Source organism: Mesorhizobium sp. WSM4809, assembly GCF_055811655.1.
Genome location: NZ_JBVVQW010000037.1, coordinates 1 through 15,030 on the forward strand (window position 1 = coordinate 1; position 15,030 = coordinate 15,030).

At 57.6% G+C, this 15,030-nt stretch carries 12 protein-coding genes and 3 pseudogenes; 13 read left to right on the forward strand and 2 right to left on the reverse strand.

What is annotated here, in order from left to right; translation table 11 throughout:
* Window positions 1-177, forward strand: a pseudogene (locus AC0L24_RS33315) (FAD-dependent oxidoreductase); the annotation flags it as partial.
* 109 nt (window positions 178-286) lie between these two features.
* Here the strand turns inward: AC0L24_RS33315 and AC0L24_RS33320 are convergent.
* Window positions 287-629 (reverse strand): annotated as a pseudogene (locus AC0L24_RS33320) (transposase family protein); the annotation flags it as partial.
* A gap of 721 nt (window positions 630-1,350) precedes the next feature.
* Here AC0L24_RS33320 and AC0L24_RS33325 point away from each other — a divergent pair.
* The 4 genes from AC0L24_RS33325 (at window position 1,351) to nodS (ending at window position 6,194) form a co-directional block, all read left to right on the forward strand.
* Entirely contained in the window at window positions 1,351-2,343 is a 993-nt protein-coding gene (locus tag AC0L24_RS33325) for a nodulation protein NodZ (protein ID WP_473564997.1), read from the forward strand.
* 139 nt (window positions 2,344-2,482) lie between these two features.
* Window positions 2,483-3,583 (forward strand): GDP-mannose 4,6-dehydratase, encoded by a 1,101-nt coding sequence (gmd, locus tag AC0L24_RS33330; RefSeq protein ID WP_473564999.1) that lies wholly within the window; start codon window positions 2,483-2,485, stop codon window positions 3,581-3,583.
* Between the two features lie 87 nt (window positions 3,584-3,670).
* On the forward strand, window positions 3,671-4,624 hold the full coding sequence (locus AC0L24_RS33335) for a GDP-L-fucose synthase family protein (RefSeq protein WP_473565000.1): 954 nt from the start codon (window positions 3,671-3,673) through the stop codon (window positions 4,622-4,624).
* A gap of 955 nt (window positions 4,625-5,579) precedes the next feature.
* A complete protein-coding gene (gene nodS / locus AC0L24_RS33340) occupies window positions 5,580-6,194 on the forward strand; it encodes a nodulation methyltransferase NodS (RefSeq protein ID WP_473565001.1) in 615 nt (204 codons plus the stop codon).
* 182 nt (window positions 6,195-6,376) lie between these two features.
* Here nodS and AC0L24_RS33345 read toward each other — a convergent pair whose 3' ends face one another.
* On the reverse strand, window positions 6,377-6,715 hold the full coding sequence (locus tag AC0L24_RS33345; RefSeq protein WP_473565003.1) for a hypothetical protein: 339 nt from the start codon (window positions 6,713-6,715) through the stop codon (window positions 6,377-6,379).
* A gap of 356 nt (window positions 6,716-7,071) precedes the next feature.
* Between AC0L24_RS33345 and AC0L24_RS33350 the strand changes: the two genes are divergently transcribed.
* The 8 genes and pseudogenes from AC0L24_RS33350 to AC0L24_RS33385 all read left to right on the forward strand — a co-directional run.
* Window positions 7,072-7,665: a NodA family N-acyltransferase gene (locus AC0L24_RS33350; protein WP_473565005.1), complete on the forward strand. Its 594-nt coding sequence runs from the start codon at window positions 7,072-7,074 to the stop codon at window positions 7,663-7,665.
* Window positions 7,666-7,792: 127 nt separating this feature from the next.
* Window positions 7,793-9,067: a chitooligosaccharide synthase NodC gene (gene nodC / locus AC0L24_RS33355; protein ID WP_473565006.1), complete on the forward strand. Its 1,275-nt coding sequence runs from the start codon at window positions 7,793-7,795 to the stop codon at window positions 9,065-9,067.
* Between the two features lie 49 nt (window positions 9,068-9,116).
* Window positions 9,117-10,139 carry a nodulation factor ABC transporter ATP-binding protein NodI gene (nodI, locus tag AC0L24_RS33360; protein WP_473565012.1) on the forward strand — a complete coding sequence of 341 codons (1,023 nt, stop codon included), beginning with the start codon at window positions 9,117-9,119 and terminating at the stop codon, window positions 10,137-10,139.
* A gap of 3 nt (window positions 10,140-10,142) precedes the next feature.
* Window positions 10,143-10,931, forward strand: a complete 789-nt coding sequence (locus tag AC0L24_RS33365) for an ABC transporter permease (RefSeq protein ID WP_473565008.1) — start codon at window positions 10,143-10,145, stop codon at window positions 10,929-10,931.
* A gap of 267 nt (window positions 10,932-11,198) precedes the next feature.
* Complete coding sequence (locus tag AC0L24_RS33370; RefSeq protein ID WP_473565009.1) at window positions 11,199-13,214, forward strand: carbamoyltransferase family protein; 2,016 nt, start codon at window positions 11,199-11,201, stop codon at window positions 13,212-13,214.
* 87 nt (window positions 13,215-13,301) lie between these two features.
* Entirely contained in the window at window positions 13,302-13,961 is a 660-nt protein-coding gene (nodB, locus tag AC0L24_RS33375; RefSeq protein ID WP_473565010.1) for a chitooligosaccharide deacetylase NodB, read from the forward strand.
* 272 nt (window positions 13,962-14,233) lie between these two features.
* Complete coding sequence (locus AC0L24_RS33380; protein ID WP_473565011.1) at window positions 14,234-14,872, forward strand: FMN-binding negative transcriptional regulator; 639 nt, start codon at window positions 14,234-14,236, stop codon at window positions 14,870-14,872.
* Between the two features lie 69 nt (window positions 14,873-14,941).
* A pseudogene (locus tag AC0L24_RS33385) lies at window positions 14,942-15,030 on the forward strand (TIM barrel protein); the annotation flags it as partial.

Below are 15,030 nucleotides of genomic sequence, written 5' to 3' on the forward strand. Positions count from 1 at the left end.
GGCAATTTCCTGTTCGCCAACGGATTCTCCGGCCATGGCCTGCAGCAGGCGCCGGCGGTCGGCAAGGCGCTGGCCGAGTTGATCGTGCATGGCGGCTATCGGACGGTGGATTGCTCGGCGTTTGGGTATGAGCGGGTGGCTGAGGGGCGGGCGTTTCGGGAATTGAATGTGATCTAACAACAACGGCGGCGCGACGGTCTCCTTTGGTGCCGGCGGGACAGAGCGGCGCCAAGAATAGCGACAGGCGGTGCCGCGGTACAAAGCCTTATGTTTAGCTTGCCCCGGTCGTACGGACCTTCGCTATATCAATGTGGAAGAAGCCGATCGGAAAGGCCTTGAACCTCTTCTTCGCCGGCCTGTCGACGTCGGCATCTGGCAATCGCACGATGCTTGCGCTGCCGACATCGGTGCAATGAAGAGCGCGTCAAATGCGGGATCGCCGGCTGAACGCGCGAGCGGCAGCAGCGTGTTGCGGCGGAAGGCCACAAGAACGGTCCTCTCCTCGGCAGACGAGACCGTCGATCTCGGCTCCCTGGGCCCGTGGGCAGATCGGCTGTCGAACCCGCTTCTCCATTGCTCGGTCTTGGGTTGATGCCATAGCGGATCGAAGGCGACCTCAGGCTCGCTTCAGGCCCCGGCCCATCGGTGCATCCTTTTAGTCGGACGACAATGATGAACCATCAAACCTCGGATCGAACACACCAGACTAGCCGATTATGCTGCGGCCAGCCACCTGGCAATGCTCGCCGCCGGCCTGCCGCCGAGCGCCAGCCCAACTGGTGAACGGTCCGGCGAAATCTCTCCGCGACAACCCCCGTCCATAAACCGCTCGGCAAATATCCGCTTTCAGTAGAGCCGTGCACTACAGACGAAGTGTCTTGCGACAAAGTCGATTTCAATCCTCTTGCCCGCCCGCAACGAAGGAGATCATCGGGACCGTCGTTGCAGGCGCGCTAATGCCCGGCTGACGCTGGGTTAGCACTCGGTCGAGCACAACGAGAGGATTCAGGTTAACGCCCTTGGAACCTATGTCACCACCCATCCATGGCGTGGATGCGTTTCATCAAAACAGACGATTTTACCGATGTTACGGCACGTTGCATAGAAACAATTCAAGGATGTAACCCTGAGGGAAAGTGGTTGATGTTTGCGTTGGCTCCGAAGATCATTTTCTGGTCTGCGCCGAAGACCGGCCCAGGGCGCGCGTCCATCGCGGCCAGGCACTTCCGCGATGGACGCAAGCTACATCGCATTGGCGCAGCACGACAAGCTCCCGGAATTGCGCAGGCGCTTGCCTCAAAGGCAGCAGCAAAGCTGAGGGTTGTGGTGTTTTGGAAAGAGGCAATTTAGATGCTTGTTGATGGCTCAAGGATGGATCGGTTCGTTGTTTCGCGACGGCGCGAGGGTCTCGGTGATTGCCTGTGGTCTCTCGCGTCGGCATGGGACTACGCACATCGGACGGGACGGGCTTTAGCAATAGATTGGCGCGGCTCTTGTTACCTCGACAACCCGTTTGCGAATGCCTTTCCGGCTTTTTTCAAGCCAATTGAAGAGATCGGTGGTGTACGGGTCATTTGCGATGACGAGATCAACCACGTCTCATTCCCCGGTCCCTTCTTCCCGTCGTGGTGGAACAGGCCATCCATCGACTGCGTGTACCGTCCGGATGAACAGATTTTCCAAGAACGTGACGAGCTTAACGAGCTTTTCCAGCTCCACGATGATTGTGAAGCCAACACAGTAGTGTGTGATGCTTGCTTGATGTGGCGTTGCGATGAGCGAGCCGAGCGAACGATATTTCAGAGCATCACGCCGAGGGCCGAAATTGAGGATCGGATTGAAGCGCTCTACCAGGAACACTTTGACGGGTACAGCATAATTGGAGTCCATGTCCGTCACGGCAACGGCGAAAATATTATGGATCATGCCCCTTACTGGGCTGATCCAAACGTTGCCTTAGAGCAGGTATGCACTGCCATTCGTATGGCCAAAGCGCAACGGCATGCAAGGCCTGTAAGGGTGTTCTTGTGTACAGACAGCGCCCGGGTTGTTGATCACTTGTCGGGCATGTTTCCCGAACTCTTCACCGTCCCAAAACACTTCCAAGCGGATCAGGCCGGCCCCTTGCACAGTGCAGCACTGGGCGGCACCGACGGGGGTTTTTCCGCTCTCGTTGAGATGTATCTCCTCGGTAGATGTGACACTGTCATTCGCTTTCCTCCGACTAGCGCCTTCTCCCGCTATGCCCGCCTCTTTGTGCCGCGGATCATCGAATTCGATTTGAATGACCCGCCTCATTTGATCTTGATTGATAACTCTTTTGAACGTTCCCCGGCTCCATGAAAGGGTTGGCTGCCCGCTCGAACTCTCTCTAGCCTTCGCAGAGGCTCCGTTCGCCCTGCCCAATGCGCCCCTTTCTCGCCACGCAATGCCGCCGCAGGCGAGCATTTGCACGGGCGCGCCAAAATCAAAGGATTCAAGCTTGTCAAAGAGAAAAGTCGCTTTAATCACCGGGGTCACGGGGCAAGACGGTTCCTATCTCGCAGAATTGCTTTTGGAAAAGGGCTATTCTGTGCATGGGATAAAGAGACGGTCGTCTCTTTTTAATACAGGCCGTATAGATCATCTCTATCATGATCCTCATGAAAGTGGGGTTGATCTAACACTTCACCACGGGGACTTGACAGACTCGTCCAGCCTTACGCGCGTCATCCAACTGGTTCAGCCGGACGAAATTTACAATCTGGCAGCTCAGAGCCACGTTGCAGTCTCCTTTGAACAACCAGAATACACCGCGAACTCGGACGCGTTGGGTGCACTGCGTATCCTCGAGGCAATTCGGATCCTGGGGCTCGTCGAGCATACGCGCTACTACCAAGCCTCGACGTCTGAGCTTTACGGACTGGTGCGGGAAACGCCACAGACCGAGACGACACCGTTCTACCCCCGATCACCCTACGCTGTTGCCAAACTGTACGCTCATTGGATGACCGTAAATTACCGAGAAGCTTACAATTTGTACGCATGTAACGGCATTTTATTTAATCATGAGTCACCTGCGCGCGGAGAAACCTTTGTAACGCGAAAAATAACGCGTGCCTTGGCTCGAATTAAGCTTGGAGTGCAGCCAACGTTATTCTTGGGCAACCTTAATGCGCGTCGGGATTGGGGGCACGCTCGAGACTACGTCAAGATGCAGTGGTTGATGCTTCAGCAGGAGCAAGCTGAAGACTTTGTGATCGCTAGCGGTGAGCAACATTCGGTGCGCGAATTTGTCACCGTCGCGGCCGCTGAACTCGGCATTGGTGTTCGTTGGGTAGGGGAAGGGGTCGACGAAGAGGGGTACGATGCGAAGACAGGAGCTTTGATCGTAAAAGTAGATCCCCGTTATTTTCGTCCTACAGAAGTCGAGACACTTCTCGGCGATGCCCGCAAGGCCAAAGAAAAACTTGGGTGGGAGCCCAAAATCTCCTTCATCGAATTGGTTAGGGAGATGGTTCAGGAAGATTTGCGCATGGCAGAGCGTGACGCAGTGCTGATGAAGCAAGGTTATTATTCACACTGTCCACAAGAGTTATGCTGACAACAGCGGCGCCATGCAGGCTTGTTGTTAAGTGCCATGGTGGCCTTCTTCAGGGGCGCCCAGAGCAATATCAATGGAAAACAAAAGATGAAGAAAGTCTATGTGGCAGGCCATCGCGGCCTTGTTGGTTCCGCCACTATGAGAGCCCTCGAGGCGCTAGGATCCTATGAGATAATAACACGTACTCGCGAAGAACTGGATCTATTTGACCGTAGCGAGACGCGCAGGTTCTTCATGTCGCGGCGGCCTGATTACGTCGTTATGTGCGCCGCAAAGGTTGGTGGTATACTGGCGAACGCTAGCTCCCCCGTCGATTTCCTTCATGACAACCTGGCGATTCAACTTAGTGTTTTTGATGCCGCTTACGCTTCCGGTGTCAAGCGGATGATTTTTCTTGGTTCCTCCTGTATCTATCCACGCGACTGCCCGCAGCCGATACGTGAGGAATACCTTCTCACCGGTCCGCTTGAAGCGACGAATCGTCCCTACGCTTTGGCAAAAATCGCAGGAGTCGAATCATGCTGGTCTTTTAACCGGCAGTACCAGACGCGCTATCTCACGTTGATGCCGACCAGCTTATATGGTCCCGGCGATAATTATGACCCCGGAAATTGCCACGTTCTGCCTGCTCTGATACGCCGTTTTCACCAGGCTAAATTGAACGGAGACGCCTCGGTAGAGGTCTGGGGATCCGGAAAGCCTCGGCGAGAGTTTATGTATTCGTCGGATGTAGGCGATGCCATTGCATTCCTGATTGGCTTGGCAGATTCGGACTTTGACGCCTTAACAGCCCCCGACACAGCGCCCCTGATTAATGTTGGCGTTGGCGAGGACGTCACGATTCGCGAGGCAGCGGAACTGGTTAAGGCGACGGTCGGCTGGGAGGGCAATTTGGTATTCGACACGACGAAGCCAGACGGTACTCCGCGCAAGCTACTGGACATAACGCGCTTGCGTAACCTTGGCTGGAAAGCCAAAACCTCTCTTGGTGCCGGGTTGCAAAAGATGTATGAGGATTTTCTCCGCGTTCATAAGGCTTGATGTGGATGCGCGCATCCTGGGTGGACTGCATGTCCGACCGGTGCAAGCTTGTTCAGCCAGGTCCAAACAGAAGAGAGGGACGCATACATAGCCAGGGCGGCCGTGATATTGGCCTGTGCTAACGTTGCCAACCCGACCTCACTGCGACCGGCGATGCAAAGCATCACCCCAGAAGCGTGGCCAAGCCGCCGGTAAGACCGTATACGGGCCGCACTGAACGGCTGTGCGTGAGCGCCCTTAACTCAAGCCTGCGCCTCGGCCAAAATCTTCCCGTTGTCCGTCATGGGTTGCGGCCATGCTGAGGTGGTGAACCCCAGTCTCCCTGTGTCCTCATCAGCGTGCCGGCGTAGCCGCGATTTTCGACCCTCGCAGCGCGCAGCCGGTTCCATGGTTGCACGCTTGTCGTTCTCCGCCATGGTCAGCGCATACGGCGCAGCCGGCACACGAGGTGGGCGGACGAACGATCCTAAACCTGTCCACCGCCCGAATTGGAAGCAGCGATCCGCGGCATTTCCGCCTCTTTCAGGAATCCAGCTCGCTCCGCGAAGCCGACAAACGCATCGCAGGCCACGCCCATCTGCGTGCGGCGTCTTGTGCTCGGTAGCACCGGTGAATGGCTGTTTCATGGACCAGACGACCGCGGTTGCGGCGACCCAGCCACGCCCAATTCCGCGTTCGATGTGTTTAGGGCGTGGATGGTTGTCATCCGAACAATCAATTTGCCAATCCTGCCGCTCCTATTAGAGGGGTGTGACCGAAACCAAGTGCCTCGGCCTGCGGGGACGCCCGACGAAAAAGCCTGAGCACCATCACCAATGCCCATTGGAGTGCAGAAGGCAACGATCCGAAGGCAGTGGAAATTGGTGCTGGGACTTCAGAATTAGCGTGCTTTGGTCCCGACCCTGCCGACGTCTGACGGCATTTTGCAGCGCCGGTGATGCTGCTTTAGCGAGGTGTGAATTTGACCTACAAGATCGATCATGAACTGCTGAATCGAGAAATGGCCGCAGACGATCCATGGCGGCTCGATGGCAATCCGTTCGAGCGGGAGCGCCATACGCAAATTCTCAGCTTGTCGCTTGCGCAAGGTCCTGTCGCAAATGCGCTTGAAGTCGGGTGCGCTGCCGGCGCCTTTTCGGAGCGGCTAGCTCCCCATTGCAAGCGACTCACTGTGATCGATGTCGTGGAGCCAGCGATTACGCGAGCACGTTTGCGCATGAAAGAGGCGTCGCACATCAGCTGGATAATCTCCGATGTTCAACAGTTTTCGAGTGATGAGCCGTTCGACCTGATTGTCGTGGCGGAGGTTCTTTACTACGTCGGAGATCTCGTTCAGATCCGCGCAGCAGTCCGCAACTTGGTAGGCCTGCTTGCGCCAGGCGGGCACCTGATTTTCGGGTCGGCACGCGACACCAGTTGCCAACGTTGGGGGCACGCTGCTGGTGCAGAGACCACTATCGCCATACTGAACGAATCGTTGACCGAGATGAAGCGCATCGAGTGCCGGGGCGCGTCCATCAATGAAGACTGCCTGCTTGCCCGCTTCCGAAAGCCGATTTCCGCTTCCTGATCAGACGAATTGTCGAGGTTGACTTGGAGTCACCGCGCCTCTGTATCAAGCTGACCTTATATACGTGGATGTATAAGGGCGCCGATCAACAAATTAGCTGGATCCGGTGATGGTCACAACTGCTTAGATATCCGGCTTCTTCATGCGGCTCGATGTTCAGCGCCGCGAGCCTCAACGGGTTTTCACCCGCCCTCCAACTCAGCGGCCCCCAGACGTTGGCCGAAGCCTTTCCGGTCCACACAGCAGGTTCGGAAGTGACGGGATGACCATTTCCCACCTTTCCCATTTTGCTGCAAGGCAGGTGCGCCCTCCTTCTCGCTCTCCAGGTCCGTCCGCCCGCCTTCACCGTCAGTACCGGTTGCCAGGCGGCACTCGAGAGCATCGAACAAACGATCCTTGTTGGCGAGCGCGACCGCCGCGCCATCGGGATGCCGCCTTTGCAGCAACTTGTCGAGCCAGAGGCTTCGCGGAGCCTGTTTGCCGCCGGCGCTGTCAAAAGCTGCGCGATCGCCATCAATCATCAGCGTGCGTCAACGCGCGCCGCGTTTGCTAACGCCTAACAGTCGGACCCATCTTCCACTTAATCGCTGCTTCGGCACGAGGCGCAGCCACGCTCTGACGGCCGCTCTTGAGGCAGGTTGTGTAACCGACAGCTGCCTCGGTGTCGTCGTTTGTCGGGCCAATCGAGCACGACCAGAAGGTTCAGATCAAGGCCTTTGAACGCATGGTTTTGTCATCCATTGCGTGGATGCTCGCGATCTAAACAATCAATTTTACCAATCTGGGGGGGTGGTTCATAGACCCCCACATGACACGCACCGCCGTTGCTTTACCGCGTGGGGTGCACAAAAGAACCCGAAAAAAAGGAAGTCTTCGCATGCGCTCTGACGTGCAGTGGAGGTTGTGCTGGGAAAATGAGTTGCAGCTTTCCGATCACCTCGAACTCTCTGAGTTCTTCCGGAAGACCTATGAACCTACCGGAGCCTTTAATGGAAAGCAATTCGCAGGCGGTCGAAGTTGGGCCGGTGCAAGACCGGAGGTCCGCGCAATCGGCTATGATGTGCACGGGGTAGCGGCTCACTTAGGCCTGCTGCGCCGATACATCAAAGTTGGCGACGCTGATCTGCTTGTCGCTGAACTCGGTCTATACGGGGTGCGTCCGGATCTTGAGGGGCTAGGAATCGCCCACTCGATCAGCGTGATGCATCCAGTGCTACAGCAGCTTGGCGTTCCATTCGCTTTCGGCTCGGTTCGGCCCGCGCTCCGGAACCATGTTGGGAGGTTCTGCCGCAAAGGCTTGGCGAACATTTTGTCGGGCGTTCGCGTGCGCTCAACCCTCCCGGACGTGTACCCCGATCTGCCTCCCACGCGAGTCGACGACGACGTACTCGTCATTGTGCTCCCAATTGGATGCTCAATGAGCGAGTGGCCGGCCGGCACCTTGATCGATCGGAACGGTCCAGAGCTATGAAGAAGGCCCGCAATGATATCAGTCAGCGCGACCCGCCTCTCATGGCATTGATCGATCTGATTCCAGCATTGATCGCGGATCTACCATCCGCTCGCTTCCTCAAATTCACTGAAGAATCTGACGTCTCATGAACCTATTTGCCCCAGCCAGTACTATTGCCATCTGCTCTTACGCGCTGCTGTCGAGCATCTATAAAACCGCGCAGGTGTTCTACACCCTGCCTGCAAACGTATCGCCGACCTCGGGCGAACCGGCCGGCTGTGAGCCTTGGCCGAGCGTCGATGTCATTATCCCGTGCTACAACGAGGCCCCTCGCACCCTCTCGGACTGCCTGGCTTCCATTGCAGGTCAGGACTACGCCGGAAAACTGCAGGTCTATGTTGTTGATGACGGTTCCGGAAACCGCGATGCGCTCGCAGGTGTACACGAGGAATACGCTCGCGATCCGAGGTTCAACTTCATTGCGCTCCCAAAGAATGTCGGAAAGCGCAAGGCACAGATCGTGGCGGTTCGCCGCTCGTGCGGAGATTTGGTGCTCAATGTCGATTCGGACACGATACTCGCGCCGGACGTCGTCACAAGGCTTGCGCAGAAGATGCAAGATCAAGCGATCGGCGCCGCCATGGGCCAGTTGGCGGCTAGCAATCGCGATGAAACTTGGCTGACGCGGTTGATTGACATGGAATACTGGCTCGCCTGCAACGAAGAGCGGGCAGCGCAGGCTCGGTTCGGTGCCGTCATGTGTTGCTGCGGTCCGTGTGCCATGTACCGGCGAACCGCGCTTGTTTCGCTGCTGGATCAATATGAGACGCAGCGCTTTCGAGGGAAGCCGAGCGACTTCGGTGAGGACCGCCACCTTACGATCCTGATGTTGAAAGCAGGCTTTCGAACAGAGTATGTCCCGGAGGCCGTCGCAGCAACGGTCGTTCCCAACAGCATGGGTCCCTATCTGCGCCAACAGCTTCGCTGGGCCCGGAGCACGTTCCGTGACACGTTGCTGGCGCTCCAACTGCTGCGCGGTCTTAATATCTATCTCACATTGGACGTGATTGGGCAGAACCTTGGCCCACTATTGCTCTCTTTGTCGCTCCTGGCGGGGATCGCGCAGTTCGTTACCACAGGTACTGTGCCTTGGACGGCATGCCTGACGATTGCGGTCATGACTATAGTTCGTTGCAGCGTGGCAGCGTTTCGTTCGCGCCAACTTCGATTTCTCGGTTTCTCGCTCCACACACTCATCAACATCTTTCTCTTGCTCCCATTGAAAGCATACGCGCTGTGTACATTGAGCAATAGCGATTGGTTGTCGCGAAGCCCTGCGGCCACTGTGCCAGATACCGGCGGCGCCATTCCAAAGCCCAACTTGGTTGGATCTGACGCAGCTTACAGCGAACAGCAATAATCACGTGATCGCAGGTGGAAGAGTTTTGAGCCAGGACCAGAAACAGCAAGTGTTGAACCTGAAGTTGGACCCAGAGGATCTGCGGCAGATCGAGACTCCTGCGATCGAACGGGAATCTCAGGGGCAAACAAGCGCGAAGAGACCCGTGCCTGGCTCTTTGTCGACCGTGGCAGTCGATTTCGCTGGCGTAACCAAGTCCTATGGGAACAAGGTCGTTGTCGACGACCTGTCGTTCACCGTTGCGTCGGGAGAGTGTTTCGGCCTCCTGGGGCCAAACGGGGCGGGCAAAAGCACGATTGCGCGTATGCTCCTCGGCATGACATGCCCTGACGCGGGCACCATCACGGTGCTCGGCGTCCCGGTGCCGGCGCGCGCTCGGCTGGCACGTAGGGGCATCGGCGTGGTCCCCCAATTCGACAATCTTGACCAGGAATTCACCGTACGCGAGAACCTGCTGGTGTTCGGCCGCTACTTCGGCATGAGCACACGCCAGAGCGAAGCGGTCATCCCGTCGCTTCTCGAGTTTGCTCGCCTCGAGCGCAAGGCGGATGCGCGCGTCTCGGAATTGTCCGGCGGCATGAAGCGATGCCTGACGATGGCGCGGGCGTTGATGAACGACCCCCAGCTCATCGTGATGGACGAGCCGACCACCGGCCTCGACCCGCATGCGCGCCACCTGATCTGGGAGCGGCTGCGCGCCCTGTTGGCGCGCGGCAAGACGATTATCCTGACCACGCATTTTATGGAAGAGGCTGAGCGATTATGCGATCGGCTGTGCGTGCTCGAAAGGGGTCGCTACATCGCCGAAGGCCGCCCGCAGGCTCTGATCGACGAGCATATCGGATGCCAGGTCATGGAGATTTACGGCGGCGATCCGCACGAGTTGCATTCGCTGGTCAAGCCCCATTCTCAGCGCATCGAGGTCAGCGGCGAAACGCTCTACTGCTATGGGCCAGACCCCGATCAGGTGCGCACGCAACTCCAGGGGCGACCAAGTCTGCGCCTCCTTCTGCGTCCAGCCAATCTCGAGGATGTTTTCTTGCGACTGACCGGGCGCGAGATGGAGGAGTGAACGATGATTGAAGGTCTTGCGGCGGTGCTGCCCGCCAATGCGTGGAACTGGGTTGCGGTGTGGCGCCGCAACTATCTGGCATGGAAGAAAGTCGCATTCGTAGCGATTCTCGGTAACCTCGCCGATCCAATGATCTACCTTTTCGGCCTCGGTACCGGCCTCGGCATAATGGTCGGCCGCGTCGACGGTGCGCCGTACATCGCTTTTTTGGCGGCCGGCATGGTCGGGGTCGGTGCGATGACCGCCTCTACCCTCGAAACACTGTACGCGGCTTTCGCTCGCATGCATTCTCAACGCACATGGGAAGCCATGCTGTATACGCACGTTACCCTCGGCGATATCGTTCTGGGTGAACTGGCGTGGGCAGCCAGCAAGGCCTTCCTAGCCGGTATGGCAATTACCATTGTCACCGCAGCGTTGGGCTATACAGCCTGGCCGTCCGTCCTCTATGCGCTGCCATTCATTGTTCTGACAGGGTTCGTATTTGCCAGCCTCGCGATGGTCGTCACCGCACTTTCGCCCAGCTACGAGTACTTCGTATTTTACCAGACGCTTATCCTTACACCCATGCTGTTCCTGTCGGGCGCCGTTTTCCCATTGAATCAGCTGCCTGACACCTTTCAGCAGATAGCCCGATGCATGCCGCTGGCACATGCGATCGACCTCATTCGACCGGTCATGCTTGATCGCCCGATCGGCGGCATCGCCCTGCACATCGGGGTGCTCGGCCTCTACGCGCTGTTGCCATTCTTCCTCTCGATGGCGCTGTTGCGCCGCCGACTGATGCGCTGAGAGAAGGAGATAAACATGCGCTATGGACGCAAATAAAACGACGTCGCCAATATGTGCCACGAAGGGTTTGGCTGGCGTCGATTCAATCCCACAACGCTATGGTACGCCTGGTGCCTCGAGCAGAGGATCTCTCTTGGTCCGGGCCGACGTATGAGAATTTCTTTGAGGCCGGTAATGTTGGCTGGCCTTCGTGGCGCGAACGACCACGCAGCCTGTCGGCCATGAGACAGGCCAATTTAGTCTTCCTGTACGATAATGGAGAGCGACATGCTGTGTCTAGGATTGAGCGGCGGATTGGACAAAGTCTATGAAAACAGATTTCAGATTCCCAACACATTCATGCACGATGGCGCTGCGGTGCTCGTCCGAGACGGACAGGTCATCGCGGCGGTAGAAGAGGAACGCCTCAATCGGATCAAACACTCCAACAAGCTGCCGCTTGGTTCGGTTCAATACTGTCTTTCAGCCGCTGGGGTTCAGCTCAGCGAGATCGATCGAGTGGCGTTCTACGCTACCGAAGACTATAGCAACGCCATGCTTGAAAACATGCTTGTTTCCCAGCCGGACGCCGCCATTCCACTGGATGCCAAACTGTTGATGCAGCAGCTGCTGGCGCAGGAGTTCGGTACCGAGCTCGACGCTTCGCGTATCTCATTCGTAGGTCATCATCAGGCGCACGCCGTGAGTGCTTTTGCAATGTCGGGCTTCGAGCAAAGTCTGATTTTCGCGATTGATGGCTCAGGTGATTTCCAGTCGGGCCTTGTGGCAGTAGGATCTGGTACTGAAATTACGCAACTCGCGACTTTCCCCGAGAACAATTCTCTGGGGCAATTTTACCTCGAGACGATCCGGTATCTCGGCTACGGAATGTTCGATGAGTATAAAGTCATGGGGCTTGCCCCCTACGGCGATCCCGTTCCCTATCGCGAGCTTTTTGAGCAATTCTATGAACTCTCTGCAAACGGTGAGTATCGCGTCCACCTTGACCGCATCGGTCCGACTTTGCTCCGCAGCATTCAGGTTCGGCAAAAGGGAATGCCATTCACCCAGCAGCATATGGATGTGAGTGCGTCTTTACAGGAAGCGCTCGAACGCATCGTGTTTCACATTCTTCGCCATTATCGTGAGGCCACCGGGATGACGCGCTTGTGCCTGGCCGGCGGAGTAGCGCACAATTGCTCCATGAACGGCAAGCTGCTCTATTCAGGACTTTTCGCAGACATCTTCGTGCAGCCCGCATCGCATGACGCTGGGTGCGCATTAGGCGCCGCGCTAATCGTGTCTAATGAGCTGGGCCGCCCAGCGCCGCGTACGCGATTGCAGGAGGTCAATTGGGGGCCGGAACTCGCGAGCGATCACGCTGTCGAAGAGGAACTAAAGGCATGGGCGGGGCACCTGGAGTTTGAACGCACTGAGGAGGTAGCGGATAGGGCAGCCGAGTGGATGGTCGGTGGCGCCGTGATCGGCTGGGTGCAAGGTCGTTCGGAATTCGGGCCGCGAGCGCTCGGAAATCGCAGCATTCTTGCCGACCCCAGGCCCGCTTCAAACAAGGACCGGATCAACGCTATGGTCAAGAAGAGGGAAGGATATCGCCCGTTCGCCCCATCAGTGTTGGAGGAGGATGCGCGCGAATTTTTCGACCTCCCGGGCAGTGCTTGCGAATTTCCCTTTATGAATTTCGTAGTTCGTGTGCGCGATTCCAAGCGTGATTTGCTCGGCGCCATCACGCATGTCGACGGTACGGCGCGGCTGCAAACAGTATCGCGCAAGGCCAGTCCGGCCTACTGGGATGTCATCAATGCCTTCAAGCAGCGGACAGGCATCCCAATTCTGCTCAATACGTCCTTTAACAACAATGCAGAGCCGATCGTAGATTCGGTTGCAGACTCGATTGCCACGTTCCTGACAACAGAGCTGGATGGACTTGTGGTCGGGCCGTACCTCGTCAAAAAACGGGCCGCAACGCTGCAGGATTGGACTGCGCTCGCGGTTTCATTGCCGCCTTATGCATCCCTGCATAAAGTCCGCGAATACACGGCGCGGGATCGCCACGAGACCGTCTGCGAAATCCGAACGGATCACCGTGACTGTGCGCGTATTTCACATGACTTGTTCGATCTGCTGACGCGGATCGAAGGCGAAGCGGTGCTCGCGGATCTACTCGACACAATTACGCTGGATCAGGGCCTGCGCGAGGCTATTACAGGAGAGCTGCGCCAATTGTGGGAGCAGCGCCACGTTCGGATGCATCCCTCGCAAGCTGCTCGCGTCCACCAAAACTGATGCCTGGACGACCGACAATAGGGCCGAACCACCGGTCTGCACCTTCATATGACTGTCTCCGATCCAGTAGGCCGAGGCAAGGGTTCTATGAAACATCTTGATGACAGAAGGGAGGTGCGGAGTGAATGCGCTGATGGAACCGGCCGTCGGAGCGTTTTTCTGACGTTTGACGACGGCCCCGATCCATTTTTCACACCACAGATACTCGATGTGCTGGCGCAAAATCAGGTGCCAGCGACTTTCTTCGTCATTGGTGCCTACGCCGCAGAGCACCCGGATCTCATCCAGCGCATGATCGCAGAAGGGCATGAGGTAGGCAACCACACGATGTCTCATCCGGATCTATCCAAATGCGGCTTGGGCGAAGTGCAACATGAGGTATTTGAGGCGAACCGTGCCATCATGGTAGCATGCCCGCAGGCCTCGATCCGCTACGTTCGCGCGCCATACGGCGCCTGGAGCGAAGAAGTGTTCACTGCCTCAGAGATCGCCGGTCTGGCGGCCCTTCATTGGTCGATAGACCCAAGAGACTGGTCGCGTCCCGGCGCCGACGCGATCGTCGACGCAGTGCTCGCCTCGATCCGGCCCGGCGCAATCGTGCTCCTGCACGACGGTTGCCCTCCCCACGAGTCGAGACGGAGCACTCAAGCCAGTCTGCGCGACCAGACGGTTACGGCACTGTCCAATCTGATTCCGGCATTAGATGCATGCGGATATGAAATTCGCTCGCTTCCAGAACATCACTGAAACGCGAGATCCTACGCCCGGCTTTCCCAGCCAGTACCGTGATCTCGCTTATGAAGAACCGTTTACGCCTGCCGGCAAACTAGTCGCCATTGCCGTTATGGGTGATACGCCCGACCTCGGCTGCAAATGACCCAGGGGTCCTCGACTTCGCACACCCCCGGAGATCCGGCGCGCGACCGATCCAGCAACTGGACCACGTCGATGACTTCTGACTGGCTGTTTCCAGCAGGCCAGGTTGCCGGTATCTGTTGGTAACGCAAGGAGTTTTCGCGATGTACATCCCTCCCGCTTTCCGCGACGACGACAAGGAGGGCCTGCGCGCGACGATCCGCGCGGCGCTTCTGGCGAACTTCGTTACAGTCACCGCGGAAGGGCCGCTTGCAACGCCACTGCCGCTCTTGCTTGATGAGAGCGAGGGCGAGCACGGCGTCATCTACGGCCACCTCGCGAAGGCTAATCCCCAGTGCCATGTTCCCCCGATGGGCGACGGCTTGGCCATCTTCATGGGGCCGGACGCTTATGTGACGCCGGCATGGTATGCGACCAAACGGGAAACCGGGAAGGTCGTCCCGACCTGGAATTACATCGCCGTCCACGCCTATGGTCCGGTCGAGTTCTTCGAGCATGCGGGAAGACTGCTGGACGTTGTGAAACGTCTGACTGACCACCAGGAGGGCGAGCGCGCCTCGCCTTGGGCGGTATCGGATGCACCGCCGGATTTTGTACAGGCGCAACTCCGCGGAATCGTTGGCTTGCGCATGCCGATCACGAGGCTGGAGAGCAAGCGAAAACTGAGTCAGAACCGGAACGCGGCCGACCGCGCTGGCGTGGCTGCGGGCCTTGCGGCGAGCGAGCGGGCATCTGACCGCGAGATCGCCGCTCTCATCCCAAAGCCCGGGCGTCGCCAGTGATCGAGTACAAAGCGGGGCGATGCTTGGCGCATGAAGCAGACGGATGGCTACGAGTTAGCTCAGGCGATGTTTCAGACTTGCTCGAAGAACGAAGCGGCTAAGGCCATTGCCGCCATTGATGGCCAGTCCGTCTTCCGCCTCGTGCACGACACATTTCA

Coding starts and splice junctions, on each gene's coding strand:
- nodC (WP_473565006.1), top strand. CDS start 7,793: ATGAACCTATTTGCCCCAGCCAGTACTATTGCCATCTGCTCTTACGCG.
- AC0L24_RS33335 (WP_473565000.1), top strand. CDS start 3,671: ATGAAGAAAGTCTATGTGGCAGGCCATCGCGGCCTTGTTGGTTCCGCC.
- nodB (WP_473565010.1), top strand. CDS start 13,302: ATGAAACATCTTGATGACAGAAGGGAGGTGCGGAGTGAATGCGCTGAT.
- AC0L24_RS33325 (WP_473564997.1), top strand. CDS start 1,351: ATGCTTGTTGATGGCTCAAGGATGGATCGGTTCGTTGTTTCGCGACGG.
- AC0L24_RS33370 (WP_473565009.1), top strand. CDS start 11,199: ATGCTGTGTCTAGGATTGAGCGGCGGATTGGACAAAGTCTATGAAAAC.
- AC0L24_RS33345 (WP_473565003.1), bottom strand. CDS start 6,715: ATGATTGATGGCGATCGCGCAGCTTTTGACAGCGCCGGCGGCAAACAG.
- AC0L24_RS33380 (WP_473565011.1), top strand. CDS start 14,234: ATGTACATCCCTCCCGCTTTCCGCGACGACGACAAGGAGGGCCTGCGC.
- AC0L24_RS33350 (WP_473565005.1), top strand. CDS start 7,072: ATGCGCTCTGACGTGCAGTGGAGGTTGTGCTGGGAAAATGAGTTGCAG.
- AC0L24_RS33365 (WP_473565008.1), top strand. CDS start 10,143: ATGATTGAAGGTCTTGCGGCGGTGCTGCCCGCCAATGCGTGGAACTGG.